General features: G+C 38.0%; 13 protein-coding genes and 1 pseudogene. 2 read left to right on the top strand and 12 right to left on the bottom strand.

The window, feature by feature from the left end; genetic code table 11:
• Positions 1-8: 8 nt before the first annotated feature.
• The 4 genes from PQQ29_RS01280 to PQQ29_RS01265 all read right to left on the bottom strand — a co-directional run bounded on the left by PQQ29_RS01280 (position 9) and on the right by PQQ29_RS01265 (position 5,413).
• Positions 9-887 (bottom strand): C40 family peptidase, encoded by an 879-nt coding sequence (locus tag PQQ29_RS01280; protein ID WP_185325166.1) that lies wholly within the window; start codon positions 885-887, stop codon positions 9-11.
• A 16-nt stretch (positions 888-903) separates the two neighbouring features.
• Complete coding sequence (locus PQQ29_RS01275; RefSeq protein ID WP_003772535.1) at positions 904-1,986, bottom strand: dipeptide epimerase; 1,083 nt, start codon at positions 1,984-1,986, stop codon at positions 904-906.
• 230 nt (positions 1,987-2,216) lie between these two features.
• Positions 2,217-3,029, bottom strand: coding sequence for a sugar-phosphatase (gene yidA, locus PQQ29_RS01270; protein WP_003772536.1), 813 nt, complete (start codon positions 3,027-3,029; stop codon positions 2,217-2,219).
• A 44-nt stretch (positions 3,030-3,073) separates the two neighbouring features.
• Positions 3,074-5,413, bottom strand: coding sequence for an ATP-dependent DNA helicase (locus PQQ29_RS01265; RefSeq protein ID WP_187983794.1), 2,340 nt, complete (start codon positions 5,411-5,413; stop codon positions 3,074-3,076).
• Positions 5,414-5,685: 272 nt separating this feature from the next.
• Here PQQ29_RS01265 and PQQ29_RS01260 point away from each other — a divergent pair, with 272 nt between their 5' ends.
• Complete coding sequence (locus PQQ29_RS01260) at positions 5,686-6,366, top strand: Crp/Fnr family transcriptional regulator (protein ID WP_187983795.1); 681 nt, start codon at positions 5,686-5,688, stop codon at positions 6,364-6,366.
• A 3-nt stretch (positions 6,367-6,369) separates the two neighbouring features.
• On the opposite strand, the gene PQQ29_RS01255 is transcribed toward PQQ29_RS01260, so the two are convergent.
• From PQQ29_RS01255 to PQQ29_RS01245, 3 genes are read right to left on the bottom strand one after another with little or no spacing between them, the layout of a single operon-like run.
• Entirely contained in the window at positions 6,370-7,176 is an 807-nt protein-coding gene (locus PQQ29_RS01255) for a metal ABC transporter permease (protein WP_010990266.1), read from the bottom strand.
• A complete protein-coding gene (locus PQQ29_RS01250; RefSeq protein WP_003759876.1) occupies positions 7,125-7,829 on the bottom strand; it encodes a metal ABC transporter ATP-binding protein in 705 nt (234 codons plus the stop codon). The genes PQQ29_RS01255 and PQQ29_RS01250 overlap by 52 nt, the downstream gene beginning before the upstream one ends.
• A gap of 13 nt (positions 7,830-7,842) precedes the next feature.
• A complete protein-coding gene (locus PQQ29_RS01245; RefSeq protein ID WP_010990265.1) occupies positions 7,843-8,781 on the bottom strand; it encodes a metal ABC transporter substrate-binding protein in 939 nt (312 codons plus the stop codon).
• Between the two features lie 222 nt (positions 8,782-9,003).
• On the opposite strand from PQQ29_RS01245, the gene PQQ29_RS01240 reads away from it, so the two are divergent.
• Entirely contained in the window at positions 9,004-10,659 is a 1,656-nt protein-coding gene (locus PQQ29_RS01240) for a peptide ABC transporter substrate-binding protein (protein WP_010990264.1), read from the top strand.
• Between the two features lie 120 nt (positions 10,660-10,779).
• Here the strand turns inward: PQQ29_RS01240 and PQQ29_RS01235 are convergent.
• The 5 genes and pseudogenes from PQQ29_RS01235 to PQQ29_RS01215 form a co-directional block, all read right to left on the bottom strand.
• A pseudogene (locus PQQ29_RS01235) lies at positions 10,780-10,953 on the bottom strand (hypothetical protein); the annotation flags it as partial.
• A 2-nt stretch (positions 10,954-10,955) separates the two neighbouring features.
• On the bottom strand, positions 10,956-11,375 hold the full coding sequence (locus PQQ29_RS01230) for a hypothetical protein (protein ID WP_010990262.1): 420 nt from the start codon (positions 11,373-11,375) through the stop codon (positions 10,956-10,958).
• A gap of 23 nt (positions 11,376-11,398) precedes the next feature.
• Positions 11,399-12,829, bottom strand: a complete 1,431-nt coding sequence (locus PQQ29_RS01225; RefSeq protein ID WP_010990261.1) for a T7SS effector LXG polymorphic toxin — start codon at positions 12,827-12,829, stop codon at positions 11,399-11,401.
• The gene (locus PQQ29_RS01220; RefSeq protein WP_010990260.1) at positions 12,826-13,194 is read right to left on the bottom strand and encodes a hypothetical protein; all 369 of its coding nucleotides are present in this window, start codon (positions 13,192-13,194) and stop codon (positions 12,826-12,828) included. Before PQQ29_RS01220 ends, PQQ29_RS01225 begins: the two co-directional genes overlap by 4 nt.
• Positions 13,195-13,479, bottom strand: a complete 285-nt coding sequence (locus tag PQQ29_RS01215) for a DUF3130 domain-containing protein (protein WP_010990259.1) — start codon at positions 13,477-13,479, stop codon at positions 13,195-13,197.
• Positions 13,480-13,605: the final 126 nt, after the last annotated feature.

The raw sequence follows: 13,605 nt of genomic DNA, 5'->3' as shown, positions 1-13,605 counted from the left end.
CACCCCCTTTATCGATGTCTTGAGGTCACACAAAGTTCTGGTTCGTACTTACTGCCTGCGATTTTAGTTAAAATTACTTTGGATCCTGGTGTTTGCGAATGAATCATCTCGTCATTTCCGATGTAAACTCCCACGTGATGGACTTCCCCTTTGCCTTCCTCATAAGCAAAAAACAGCAAATCTCCTGGTTCAGCGTTTGCGTAATCAATTTTTTTCCCTGTGAAAGATTGCTCTGTGGCATCGCGACCGATATATTTTCCACATGTTCGGTAAAGAGTAAACGCAAATCCTGAACAGTCAAAACCGGCACTGCTAATTCCCGCCCAAACGTATGGTAAGTCAAGGAATTGCATCGCCATTTGCACCACAGTGATGCCAATGTTGTCGCCTTGTTTATGTTGTAAATCTACTTGAGTTCGTAAAATGCTCGCTAGTCCATGAGGTGTTTCAATCGTGTAGCTATCGTCAGTTTCAGCGATTTTGGTGAAAAGTGTGCCAAATGAAACAGTGCGTGTTTCCCCATTTTCGTATGTAATTTCTGCTTTTGGCACGACAACTGCGATTTTTTCACCAGTATCGCTAGTTTTATCTGTATCTTCTAAGTCAGAAAGAAGCATCCAACCAGGATAACCGCGCTCATCTTGAAAACTTTGTTGGGAAGGAACGACTACTTTTGCCCAGTCGCCCTCGATTTCGTCGACAATTACAAAGTCGTTATAAAGCAAATCTGAGTCAACAAGGCTATCCTCATATAATTTCATCGCATCTTCTTGGTTAATTTGAACCAAGTCAGTTTCTTTTCTAGCCTCTAAAATATTGGCTAAAACCGGGTTCATTTCATTTTTCCTCCAAAGAAATGCATTACTTTGACTAACTAATTTGTTCATATTATCCCTACTTTCTTTAATAAGCTGGAATGCCAATCCCATCTTCTTCTGTTAAAAGCACTTGTCCACGGCCAATTTCAAGACCAATATCAGCGATGTTTTTACCATGTAAATCCCACATAAACGGCACATCTAAATCATAAAACTTCACTTGTTTGGAAGCTGCCGCGAAATGAGCTGCGGCTGATAAACTTGCATATCCTTCAATCATCGTACCAATCATACAGTCCACATTATAACTGCCCGCTAAATCATGTATCGCTTGCGCTTCTTTGATTCCTGCACTTTTCATCAATTTAATATTAAGCAAATTACAGCATTTTTCGTCTAAAAGTCGTTTAGCATCGTGAAAGCCAAATAAACTTTCATCAGCCATGATTGGAAAACTAGTGTTCGCAGTCACTTTTGCCATACCGGTAAAATCCCAACTTTTTACTGGTTGTTCGATGAAGTCAATTGGAATATCTTGCCACTCATTTAGGATTTGAATGGCTTCATCCGCAGTCCATCCTTGGTTTGCATCAATTCTAAAAGGAATCTTCCCGCCTAACGCATCATTCATTTGCCTGATTTTTGCTACTTCTATTTCAACTGGATCAAGACCTAATTTAACTTTAAGGGACTGAAATCCTTCTGCTACTTTGGTTTCTGCATCTCGAACCATTTTTTCTGGCGTCCCAATGCTAATGGTATAATCTGTTTCAAGCCCCGCTAAGCCACCGCCGAGGAATTCATATAATGGCTTTGAATGAGCTTTTGCCAGCGCATCATGTAAAGCAATATCAATGGCGGCTTTTGGACTTGAATTATGTACTAATAAAGATTTCATTTCATCTAAAATTGTAAGTTCTTCGTCTAGTTCGCGATTAATTAAAAAAGGACCGAAAATATCATTTATTGCACTCAAAATGCTGACTTCCGTATCCCCTGTTATTACATGCGTTGGAGCAGCTTCTCCAATACCTATAATCCCGTTATCAAAATGAATATAAACTCGTACCACGTTCACATGACTAACTTCCCTAAGCGCCGTCTTAAAAGTAGCACTTAGCTGAATCGGTAAAATGTGTGTTTTAATTTTTGTGATTTTCAAGCACATTCACTCCTTTTTATTTAAATGTCAAACTATTCCTAAAACAATAACAAAGGAACGTTTTTTTGGCAAGATAGCCTCGAGAGAAAAACTTCCATGAATAAATGATTTTCTGCCAACCTTACCAAAAAAACTTCCACATTGTGTTAGTTTTGTATCTTCTATTTTCGCTCATTAAATAAAGCGCTGTCAATATTTATACCTCTAAAGAAAAACTCACATGGAATGTTTTTCTTTTAACGGTCGAGAACGAGCATTTGAATTGCGTTTGCTACCCCGTCTTCATTATTTGTTGTTGTGGTATAATTGGCGATTTCTTTAATATGCTCTGTTGCATTTCCCATTGCTACACCCATTCCCGCATATTCTATCATCGTAATATCGTTTTCTTGATCGCCAATACTCATTACTTCCCCTTGAGAAATGCCAAGTTTGTTCACGAGAAGTTCCAGTGCAGAACCTTTATTGACGCCTTTTTGCAAGAATTCTAGGTTGTAAGGAACACTTCGAACTACATAAAAGTTCTCTTTAATTGTCTCTGGTAAGTTTTTAATAACATCCGTGATTTTTTCTGGCGTATCTAATAACATCACTTTGGAGACATGAATTGACTCAGGTGCTTCTTCTACAGGCAAATGATAGAGTGGCGTTTGAAGCAACAAAGCATCCTGGCATGTAATTTCGGTGATTTTTCGACTTGGTACATACATGTTTTTTCCGTCAAAATACGTTACATTAACATCTTGCGCATGACAAAATGCATAAATTTCCTCTAATTCTGATTTATTTAAAGTAATATCTGCTAATGGTTCTTCCGTCGCTGTTTCTAGGATAACTGCTCCATTAAAGGTAATCGCATAATCACCAATGTCTAAAAGATCTAGTTCTATCAAGCTTTTTTTAATTCCAGCAAGTGGGCGCCCTGTACAAAGCACTACTTTGACCCCTTTTTGTTTTGCAGCTTTAATCGCCTCGCGTACAGCTGGGGTAATTTCGTGCGCATCGTTTAAAAGCGTCCCGTCAATGTCTATCGCAATAATTTTATACATAATTTCCTCCTAAATCGACTCATTACATCCATTCTACTAGAAAATCAGTTGTTCCGCCAAAATTCGTTTACTTCTCGCTCGATTTGCAGCGTATTTTTCACTGTCCTGGCATGGTTCCAATGAGCCGGAAACAAAGCTTTATACCGTTCTGTTGCAAAACGTTCTTCTATCAGTAAGACAACGCCTTGATCTTTTTCGCCGCGAATAACACGTCCTACCGCTTGAAGGACTTTGTTCATACCGGGAATCTGATACGCATAATCAAATCCGCGCCCGATTGTTTCATTATAATAATCTTTAATTAAATCAGATTCAACGTTCATTTGCGCAAGTCCCACGCCTACGATTGCCGTTCCAATTAAGCGTTCCCCTCGAAGATCAACGCCTTCAGAAAAAACGCCTCCTAAGACACAAAAACCGACGAACGTTTCTTCACGCCCCGTTTCAAAAGCTGCTAGAAATTCCTCGCGCTCTGCTTCGTTCATAAAAGATTGTTGTTTTTGCGCTCGCACTTCGGGATATTTTTCGCTAAACAATTCAAATGCCGTTTCTAAATATTGGAATGATGGAAAGAAAAACAAATAATTGCCTTTTTTCCCGGAAAGCATCGCATAAAGCGCATCAATCACTGATTCCAAGCTATTTTCACGCCTTTGATACTTTGTACTAATATAATCCGCTACCATTAAATGCATATTATTCTGTTTAAACGGAGACGCAAAAGTAAGACGACTTGTATCATTATTTCCACCAAGTAAATTCGTGTAGTAATCAATCGGTCTAAGCGTCGCCGAAAAAAGTACTGAACTAGCACCTAATTTCAATTTCTCTGATAGTAAAAACGCCGGATCTAAGCATAGTTGTTTTATCAGCACATCGGACCGATTCCGCGTAATTTGAGTGACATAGCGCTTATCGTATAACTCAGCAATCTTTAAATACCTTAAACTTTCAAAATAAAGCTCCAGTACATCTGCTTGAGCTTTTGCCTCTGTATTTTTTGGCAACCAGTCTTTTGCTACATAACTAAATTTTAAAACAGCTTCATTCCAATCGGACAAGGCTTCTTTTTTAACATAGATCGTTTTATTTTCTTCGGCTAGTTGCTTATTTAGGGCAATCATTATTTTATTCATTGCCGTTACTGAATTTAGTAGTTTTTTATCGGTTTTTTTGTCTAATTCACGTTTTACTTGCATGATGATTGATTTACTTAATGTCGCCGAGAACATCGAACGAGCTCTGTCCACCAAATTATGCACTTCATCCACTAAAAAAGTATATCTGCCAGGTCCATCCGCAAAAAAACGTTTCAAATAAACGACTGGGTCAAATAAATAGTTATAATCACACACAATTACATCACAAAAAAGCGCCACATCAAGCGATAACTCAAACGGACATAAAGTATATTTCCGGGCAAATGCTTCGACGACCGACCGAGTTATAGTTTCTTCTGTTTGCAGCATATCGAACAACGCTTCATTCAAGCGATCGTAATAGCCACGCGCAAATTGGCAGTGCTCCGGGTCACATTTTCGTTCATCTAAAAAGCATATTTTATCTTTTGCTGTGATTGTAACACTTCTTGCCGCTAGTCCTTTGCGGCGCATTTCATCTAAAGCATCTTCGGCAACCTGTCTCGTAATTGTTTTTGCTGTAAAATAAAAAAGCTTGTCTGCCTTCCCCTCGCCCATTGCTTTTACACTGGGAAATAGCGTCGACATTGTTTTTCCAATGCCAGTAGGCGCTTCACAAAATAGCTTTTCATCATCCATCGCTGTCCGATAAACGGCAATTGCTAGCTCTCTTTGACCACGTCTATAGCTGTCATATGGGAAAGTTAATTCTTGAATAGATTTATTTCGCTTCATTTCCCAAGCTGCAGACATTTTTGCCCAAATAGCATATTTTGAAAGCAAATCGTCCACAAAAGTACTCATTTCCTTACGACTCATGACTCGAGTGAATTGTTTCACTTCTTTATCGGCTACTTGATAGTACGTTAATTGAAGCGTGACTTCTGCTAAATCAGACTTCTCCGCTAACATGAATCCATAACAAATGAGCTGGGCCCAGTGCAGCGGGCGAAAGTCTTCAGTAATTTCATCCATTTCTACCTCGGTAGTTTTAATCTCATCTATCATTTCTCCGTTTATGACGCCATCCGCTCGGCCTTCAAGTGTAAAAGAAATGTCATCTATTACTCGTACAAGCTTTAATGATACCTCGGCTTCGTATCCTTCTCCTGCTTCTTTTTGGAGTAATTGATGAATTTTCGTCCCTTCCAAAGCGCGATCTGAACTAGTCATTCGGCTATCAATACTGCCGCTTTTTAAGACAAATTCTACTAAGCGCCTCACTGAGATCTGTACGTTTTTCATCAATAATCCTCCTCTATTTTCCAGTAGAATTATAACACAGAACCTACGTTCGCATCAATTTTAATTTTTTCTCCCAAAAGTCCAAAAATAGTCAACACTATCAATTAAATAACATTTTTTTGTGCTTATCAGCATTATATGATTTAAATAATTCACATTTTAGAAACATTTATTCGTGAAATACTACTTTACTCCATACAATCGAGTTTTTTGTTTCTGATACAATTATTTATACAAAAGTAAAGACATAAAAAAAGATTGGAGTAATCATTATGCCTAAGTCATTGTATAATTACCACGAATTCATTCACCTATCTCATGACGGAAGAATACCCTTTGAAAAAATAGAAGTTCCAAAAAACGCCATTTTACTAAACAACAGCGCAGATTTAGACAACTATGTTTACCTTATTATTGATGGTTATGTGGCTTTATTTTTAAACGATGGGAAAGAACAACCCAAAATTTATTCCATTCAAGGTGAAGGAGCTTTTTTAAATTATTTTACGTTACTAGACCATAGCATTAATCGTTTTCGATATAAAACACTCTCGAAATGTTTCTTATATAGATACTCAAAACTTGATATAGAATACTTTCTATCTATGTTCCCCGAGAATTTCGGTTTTCAATTTTTCATCATGAAAAACCAGACTACCCATATTTACTTTAAAAGTTTAATGGCGAGTAGTCCGGCTTCTGAAAAACTTATGCTTACTTTTTCCAATCTTGCTCTACTTCATGGTATTCCTACTGAGGATGATACAGTTATCTTACCTCCCGCAATTAAAACAAGTCATTTACTTTCGTATAGCAACCTTTCAAAAAGCTGTTTTTATAAAGATTTACAATATTTGAAAACGACTAATCAAATCGAAAAACAGGATAATTCCTGGATAATTCATAATAAAGAGCTAAACCTAATGCTTCAAAATGGAGAAACATATATATAGAAATTACTTTCGCGCTATTTTTAATACAACGGTTGCTATTATGAAAAGAATGATAAACATCAGCGTAATGGTAGCACCTGGTGGGGTTCCTAATTGATAAGAAGATACTAGCCCCGAAAACATTCCTATTAAACCAATTAATATTGCGCTAACTACACACATGAGAAACCCTTTTGAAATCCGCATACCAATAGCTGCTGGAAGAATGATAAGTGCAGATACGAGTAGCGCCCCAGCTATTGGCATAATAACCGCAATTGCAATACCCGTAACAACGCTAAACAAAAGAGAAATCAAGCGTACAGGAACACCTTCTGCAACCGCAACATCTTCACTAAAAGTAAGTACAAACATAAACCGTTTAAACACCAGAAACAATACAACAATAGCAATCCCTAGAATGACTAAAAGCTGTACTTGAGCTTTGCTGATGGTCACGATGGAACCAAATAAATATTGCTGTACACTTGTTGTAATTCCGCCCTGATCCAAACTCATCAATACTAATGCCACCGCAAGTCCCCCGGCCATAAGGATTGCAATCGACAACTCCGAGTAAGTTGCATAAACCCCGCGTAAATACTCTATCCCAAGTGCTGCGATTACTACAACAATAAGCGTTGTCACACTTGGATTCACATTTAAAACCAGCCCAAAAGCAACTCCCGCAAGCGACACATGCGAAAGCGTATCCGCCATAAGTGACTGTCTTCGTATAATTAAGAAAACCCCTAAAAGAGGAGCAATAATAGCAATAATCATTGAAGCTTGGAAGGCTCTTTGCATAAATCCATAGAGAAACATTTCCATGACACATCCTCCTTTCTAACGAGGCGAATATGCTTATCAACATAATCTTCCATCTCTTCACTATCATGCGTTACCATCAAAATCGCCTTACCGTGCACTTGTGCTTCATGTTTTAATAAATCATAAAAACGAATTTTACTTTGTTTATCCATTGCGGTTTGCGGTTCATCTAAAATCAATATATCAGGATCAGTTGCAAACATTCGCGCCAAACAAATCCGCTGTTTTTGACCTCCAGATAGCTCACCGATACGTTTATGACGATAATCCCACATTTCAACAGATTTTAATGCTTTTTCGACATGGGCATGATCTTTTTCCGTCAGCCGTTTGAACCACTTACCATTTGGAAAGCGACCTGACCTTACTAATTCGAGGACCGTACTAGGAAATCCAGCGTTAAAGGAAGCTATTTGTTGTGGTACATAACCTACTAAAAGTCGTCCGCCGTCTGTATTCTTCTTGGAGAAAGTGACAGAACCTTTATCAGGTTGTAAAATCCCCAAAATAATACGGAGCAGTGTTGATTTAGCTGCTCCGTTTTCTCCTGTTAGTATGATAAATTCTCCTGCGCTGACTTGAAATGAAATATTTTCAAGTACTGGCTCAGATTCGTATTTAAAACCAATATTGGCTATATCAATATATTTCATTTTTATCGCTTCCTTATTTAATTGTTTTTTGCAAGGCTTGTAAGTTTTGTTCCATATAAGCGATGTAATCCATGCCTTTTTTCTGTTCTTTATCGGTAATACCTTCGATTGGGCTTAGTACTTCTAATTTTGCACCTGTTTCGTTAGCAAGCGCTTCTGCTACTTTTGGCGATGCTACTTCTTCAAAATAAATTGTGCTGATATTGTTTTCTTTTACATATTTTTGTAATTCTGCTAAACGCGCTGGGCTAGGTTCTTGGTCAGGTGAAAGACCCGCGATTGCTACTTGATGCAAATCATATTCGTTTGCTAAATATTGGAATGCAGCATGTTGCGTTACGAAATCGCGTTGTTTCGCTCCTTCAAAAGCTGTTTTAAATTTATTGTCGAGTGTTTTTAATTTGTCCGTATATTTTTCTGCATTCTTTTTATATGTATCTGCATTCGCTTTATCCGCTTTGCTTAAACCGCTCTGGATGTTTTTCACTTCTTTTTCAGCAAGGACAGGGCTTAACCATACGTGCGGATCATGTTCATGATGATGACCTTCTTCGCCGTGGTCATGGTCGTGCTCTTCTTCTTCGCTACCTTCTAATAGTTTAATTCCTTTACTAGCATCAATTATCGTTAATTTTTTCGAATCTAGGCTTTTAAGTACGCTTGGTACCCACGTTTCCATGTCTTCACTGTTATAAATAAAAACATCAGCTGCCTCAATTTTGGCAATATCTTTGGCACTCGGCTCGTAATCATGCGGTTCAGTTCCGGCATCAATTAACATATCAATCGAAGCATTATCTCCCGCTACATTTTTGGTAAAATCATACATTGGATAAAATGTTGTCACTACCTTGAGCTTATCACCACTTGCTTTATCAGCACTCGCGCCACATCCTGCCAAAACTAAAACGAACGCCAAGACTGTTACAACTAAAAACGACCATTTCTTCATATTACCTCTCCTTTTTCGTAATGATTACGATTTAAACCTTAAAGCCATACTATGTAAATTTTGATTACGCATCGTAAAACGTAATCATTCTTATTTGCACAAAATATCTTATCATGGGATTTTTTTTGCGTCAAGCAGTTTTTTCAAGAAACCATTAACTTGACTTATCTTATCGGAATACTTATAATAACGATAAATACACAGATAGAAGGGGAGAAAACCATGCATTTTTTAAAGAAAACATTGCCTATTTTTGCCATTTTGACAGTACTTTTACTTACAGCTTGCGGAAATGACAATGATAAATCTGCGACAAAAACTTCCCCGGACAAAATTAAATTTCTTGAAACCAGTGAATTACTGACTTTAAATACGACAGCTGAAGAAGACTTTGCTAGCTTCACCGCACAAAACCAAGTCTTCGAGGGATTATACACACTTGATCAAAAAGATAACTTTGTTCCTGGGGTTGCTGATGGAATGCCAGAAATCAGCGCTGACCAAACGAAATATACCATTAAATTAAAGAAAAACGCGAAATGGTCCGATGGTTCACAAGTAACCGCCGATGATTTCGTCTATGCGTGGCGCCGTGCCGTTGATCCAAAAACCGCACCAGGATATTCCGCGCTTTTCAAAGATTCGATTAAAAACGCCACTGAAATCAATGAAGGCAAATTACCTGTAACTGACCTTGGTGTCGTTGCAACTGACCCAACAACACTTGAAATCACACTTAAAAAACCAGTTCCATACTTCATTTCACTTCTTTCTTTTGAAACATTTTTCCCACAAAAAGAAAGCTATGTGAAAAAACAAGGCGACAAATACGGAACAGATAGTGCGCACACTTTGTACAACGGTCCTTTTGTCATGAAGGATTGGGGCGGCAACATTACGAATAAATGGACTTACGCGAAAAACGACCAATATTGGGACAAAGATAATGTCAAAGTAAACGAAATCAATGTGCAAGTCGCGAAAGATATTAACGCTGGTGTGAACCTTTATAATACAAACGAGGCTGACCGCGTGCCACTTTCAGGCGATTTCGCCAAACAATACAAAGACAAGAAAGATTTTCAAACGGAAAAAGATGCGCTGATAAGTTACTTGCGCATGAACCAAAAACGTGACGGTAAAGCGACTCCGCTTGCGAACAATTCCTTACGTCACGCGCTTAATTTAGCTGTTGATAAGAAACAACTAACGGACCGCATTCTCGGTGACGGCTCATTCCCAGCGAACGGACTTCTTCCAAAAGATTTCGTTCAAAATCCAACAACGGGCGCTGATTTCCGCACAGATAGCGGCGACCATTTAGTTTATAACAAAGAAGAAGCTTTAAAATATTGGAAACAAGCACAAAAAGAACTTGGAACTGATAAAGTAACAATCGAACTGCTCGGCGATGATCAAGAAACAACGAAAACCATTTTCGCATATTTGAAAGCGCAGTTTGAAGATAATTTACCAGGTGTGACGATTAAAGTGAAAAACATGCCTTCGAAGAGCGCGACACAGCTAACTTCTGACGGTAATTACGACTTGTCACTGGCTGCTTGGATGCCTGATTTTAAGGACCCTTGGACATATAGCAGTTTATTCTTATCCGATTACTTTAATAACCATATGAGCTACAATAGTCCCGCTTATGATAAACTTGTAAAATCAACAGACACAACGCTCGCGACGAAACCAGAAGAACGTTGGAATGCGTTCGTAGCTTCTGAGAAAGTTCTGCTTGATGATGACGCGGCGATTTTACCACTTTATCAACATCAAACAGCAGTGTTGCAACGTACGGATATTACGGGCGTTCAGAAACATGCTTTTGGTTCGCCTTATAGTTATAAGTTTATTCGGGTGGAGAAGTAATTCGCCAGTTTGGAAGAAACCCAGCAATTTTAAAAATTGCTGGGTTTTGTTGTATAAAGTTATATCAATTTCCTCAGCGTCCATCCCAAAATAGTGACGAATAACAAGGCAGTTCACCATCTACTTCTCTTCATATCTCAGAACATCTTTTATATTCCTCAGTAAAAAAGTAAAGTCTTCAAGCGAACATTCTAATCGAGTAAGCTCTTTATCCACTCCATTTTCTTCGCTAACTGCGTCAATTATTAAGACTTTATGGGCAGAACTAGAAATCAAATATTGATTTCCTTCTATTTTTATTTGTTTTGTTGTAAAAAATCTTCTAAAACTCTTTTTACTGGAAGGCTAGCATTTTCTAATAGTTTTTGCGTTTTTATTTTTAACATGCGATTTGAATGTATGATATTCTTATATTCTTCTGAATCAAACGATCTTAGTGAGTCTATTGCATATTCAACGACATCATCACTATCATTCATTAAACTAAGAAGAAATTCAAAGCCATTCATCCCCGTATCTTCATCAATACAATAGGCTACTCTTATTTTCCATAAATCACTTTTAGTATCAATATTTTGGTGCAATTCCGCCCAGTCGCTTTGAGTAAAATTGTTTAAAAGGTCTTGTGCCTGTAAATAAGCATAATCATACCAAAAGTCTTCCGATGAATTTTCATTGATAAAATCAAGTAAATAGGTATCTAATTTTCCAAACAAGTTCTACACGTTCCTTTCTAAATCTATTTTATTGTCTCAAATCCTGGAGTTGGCTTGCCTCCAACAGGGTATCCTGAAATTATTTCATTACCTTTTTTAATTACATCAATCTCCACCCCATCAATCTTACCTCTATGAAGTGTTAACCCATCAATCTTTCGTTGTCCGATAGCAGTAGAATTACTAATTTTCAGTATAGAATCAATAATATCTTTATCTGACCAATCCTCCGGAAAAATCGTACTCGTCTTTATTTTTGAAATATTTCCATCTGGAAATTGTTTAGTGAATTTTATTACTTTAGTGCCATCTTGATTTACTTCTACAGTTTCCGTTGCGAAATTTGGGTTATTGTTATTAATATCGGATGAATGTCCACCATTAATTCCATTTGTAGTCCCTTTACGTTGTCCCTCTAAAATTTTGGCTTCCATTTCGGATGTCAAGATTGATTTAGACTTATGGGATTTCTTTATCTTATCTAATATATTCTTAGGAATCTTAATCTTCTTCCCTTTATAACCTCCAGCAGTATAGCGGAAAATAAGACCACTAATAATACCAAATCCTTGTGCTTTACTTATCTCTTGTCCAGTAACCGGGTCTATTCCTTCTTTCACCGATTGAATAACTGCCCGCAGCAACTCGGCTTCTTCCTGCGCTTCATTGCTTTCATGTGGTAATTCCCCGTTAAGCACAGCGGCATTGTACGCGTTCGTTGCTTCTACGTCTACTATACCATTTTTCATTAACACCCACATTTGGCCACGGTACGTTTTTTGATATTCGTCAAAATTGAATGTTTTTTCGTTGTTTTTTAGCGCTTTTCCTAAGGCGTTTTGCATCCGGGTCACGGTGGTGAAATTCAGTTTGCTCATATCATAGGTACCCGTTTTACTGTTAAATTGAATGTTCGACTGGAGTTCGCGAATGGTTTGCTGAATTCCTCGGACTAAATCGGTTAAATTATCAAAAAAACCACCATGACTTTGTTCAAAAGCCAAGTATTTTTCTAAGATATTTTCCTGTTTGTAGGCGATGCTTAGCTGGGAGCGATAACTTTGCATTTGCCCTTCTGTTCCGGTATTCATCCGCTGGGCTAGTGCCTCTTTTTTCGCTTCAATACGATCAATCATTTTCCCGAGTTCGTATAAACCGTCCGCATCAATTTTCGCATCCGCAGAACCATCCACTTGGGCGTGGAAATCAGCTATATATTGAGCTAACCGTTCTTCACTTTCGTTCATGGCTTCGATTATCGCATCGCATAATGGGAAATAGGTCATTTGGTAATAATTTTTCGATGCATCGATCGCTTTTCCTTTTAAACTGCCGTCTTCGGTATAGTTTTTCACGGCTTTTTTGATGTCTTTAATGCTTTTTCTTCCGGCTTCATTAGCTGTATGTAGTTGGTGCGCAAAGGTTTGTATTTCTCCGATGTCAATTCGGCTCACTGTAACAACTCCTTTTGTAAATCTTGTTGTTGATTTTCTAATTGGTAGATGTTTTTTTTGCAAGCGGTGATTTTTTGTTGGTGTTCTTCTTGGTTCGCTTGGATTTTTTTATGCCACTTCTGTTTTTCTTCTTCCTGTAAATCCGCCAAATAGTAGCCGAAACTTCTTGATTCTGCGCCTTGCCAAACTTCGCGCAGAAGCTCCAGCGACTCCCGTTCTTCTTGATGGACACGTGCAAAATCTTCCGCTAACCACTCTTGTTCATTTTGTTGTCGTTGTAAATCTTGCAAAAAATCTTCGGCCGCGGATTGTTCTTTTTTCAGCAATTGTAGTTGTGTCTCCATTTGTTGGCTCTTTGCATCCATTTATTTACCTCCCAATCCCATGCCTCGTTCAAGCTCTTGGTCTTTGCGAGTAAATGATGCGCCTAATTCTTTCAATCTTTTGGCATCCGTTCCTACCACATTTTGAAAATCGCCCACCGCCTCCACTAAGTCAAACAGCGCGGTTCGAAAATGATTGATAGAATTGGCTCGACTATATGCCATATTCCCGCCTTTCATGGGTAAATATTCAATTGTTTTTGCTTTAGATTCTAGCTTCGTCGCGTGTTTTTTTAATGTTGCTTCTCTGACTTTTACTTCACTCATTTCTCAGCCTCATCTCTGTCTATGTTAAGGAATTCCTATCCTTTTAATTATAACAGTGTTCGCGAACGACTTTTGTGAAAATTTTGTGAATTGATCTCTTAAAAAAGACTTTAAACACGTTTTTTA

The organism is Listeria innocua (assembly GCF_028596125.1).
In the GTDB taxonomy this organism is placed as follows: Bacteria; Bacillota; Bacilli; order Lactobacillales; family Listeriaceae; genus Listeria; species Listeria innocua.
This window is presented reverse-complemented; position numbering and strand designations above follow the sequence as displayed.

Bases quoted from the DNA above. Each gene is read 5' to 3' on its own strand.
- PQQ29_RS01240 (WP_010990264.1), top strand. From the start codon at position 9,004: ATGCATTTTTTAAAGAAAACATTGCCTATTTTTGCCATTTTGACAGTA.
- PQQ29_RS01215 (WP_010990259.1), bottom strand. From the start codon at position 13,479: ATGAGTGAAGTAAAAGTCAGAGAAGCAACATTAAAAAAACACGCGACG.
- PQQ29_RS01250 (WP_003759876.1), bottom strand. From the start codon at position 7,829: ATGAAATATATTGATATAGCCAATATTGGTTTTAAATACGAATCTGAG.
- PQQ29_RS01245 (WP_010990265.1), bottom strand. From the start codon at position 8,781: ATGAAGAAATGGTCGTTTTTAGTTGTAACAGTCTTGGCGTTCGTTTTA.
- yidA (WP_003772536.1), bottom strand. From the start codon at position 3,029: ATGTATAAAATTATTGCGATAGACATTGACGGGACGCTTTTAAACGAT.
- PQQ29_RS01260 (WP_187983795.1), top strand. From the start codon at position 5,686: ATGCCTAAGTCATTGTATAATTACCACGAATTCATTCACCTATCTCAT.
- PQQ29_RS01265 (WP_187983794.1), bottom strand. From the start codon at position 5,413: ATGAAAAACGTACAGATCTCAGTGAGGCGCTTAGTAGAATTTGTCTTA.
- PQQ29_RS01275 (WP_003772535.1), bottom strand. From the start codon at position 1,986: ATGTGCTTGAAAATCACAAAAATTAAAACACACATTTTACCGATTCAG.
- PQQ29_RS01255 (WP_010990266.1), bottom strand. From the start codon at position 7,176: ATGGAAATGTTTCTCTATGGATTTATGCAAAGAGCCTTCCAAGCTTCA.
- PQQ29_RS01220 (WP_010990260.1), bottom strand. From the start codon at position 13,194: ATGGATGCAAAGAGCCAACAAATGGAGACACAACTACAATTGCTGAAA.
- PQQ29_RS01280 (WP_185325166.1), bottom strand. From the start codon at position 887: ATGAACAAATTAGTTAGTCAAAGTAATGCATTTCTTTGGAGGAAAAAT.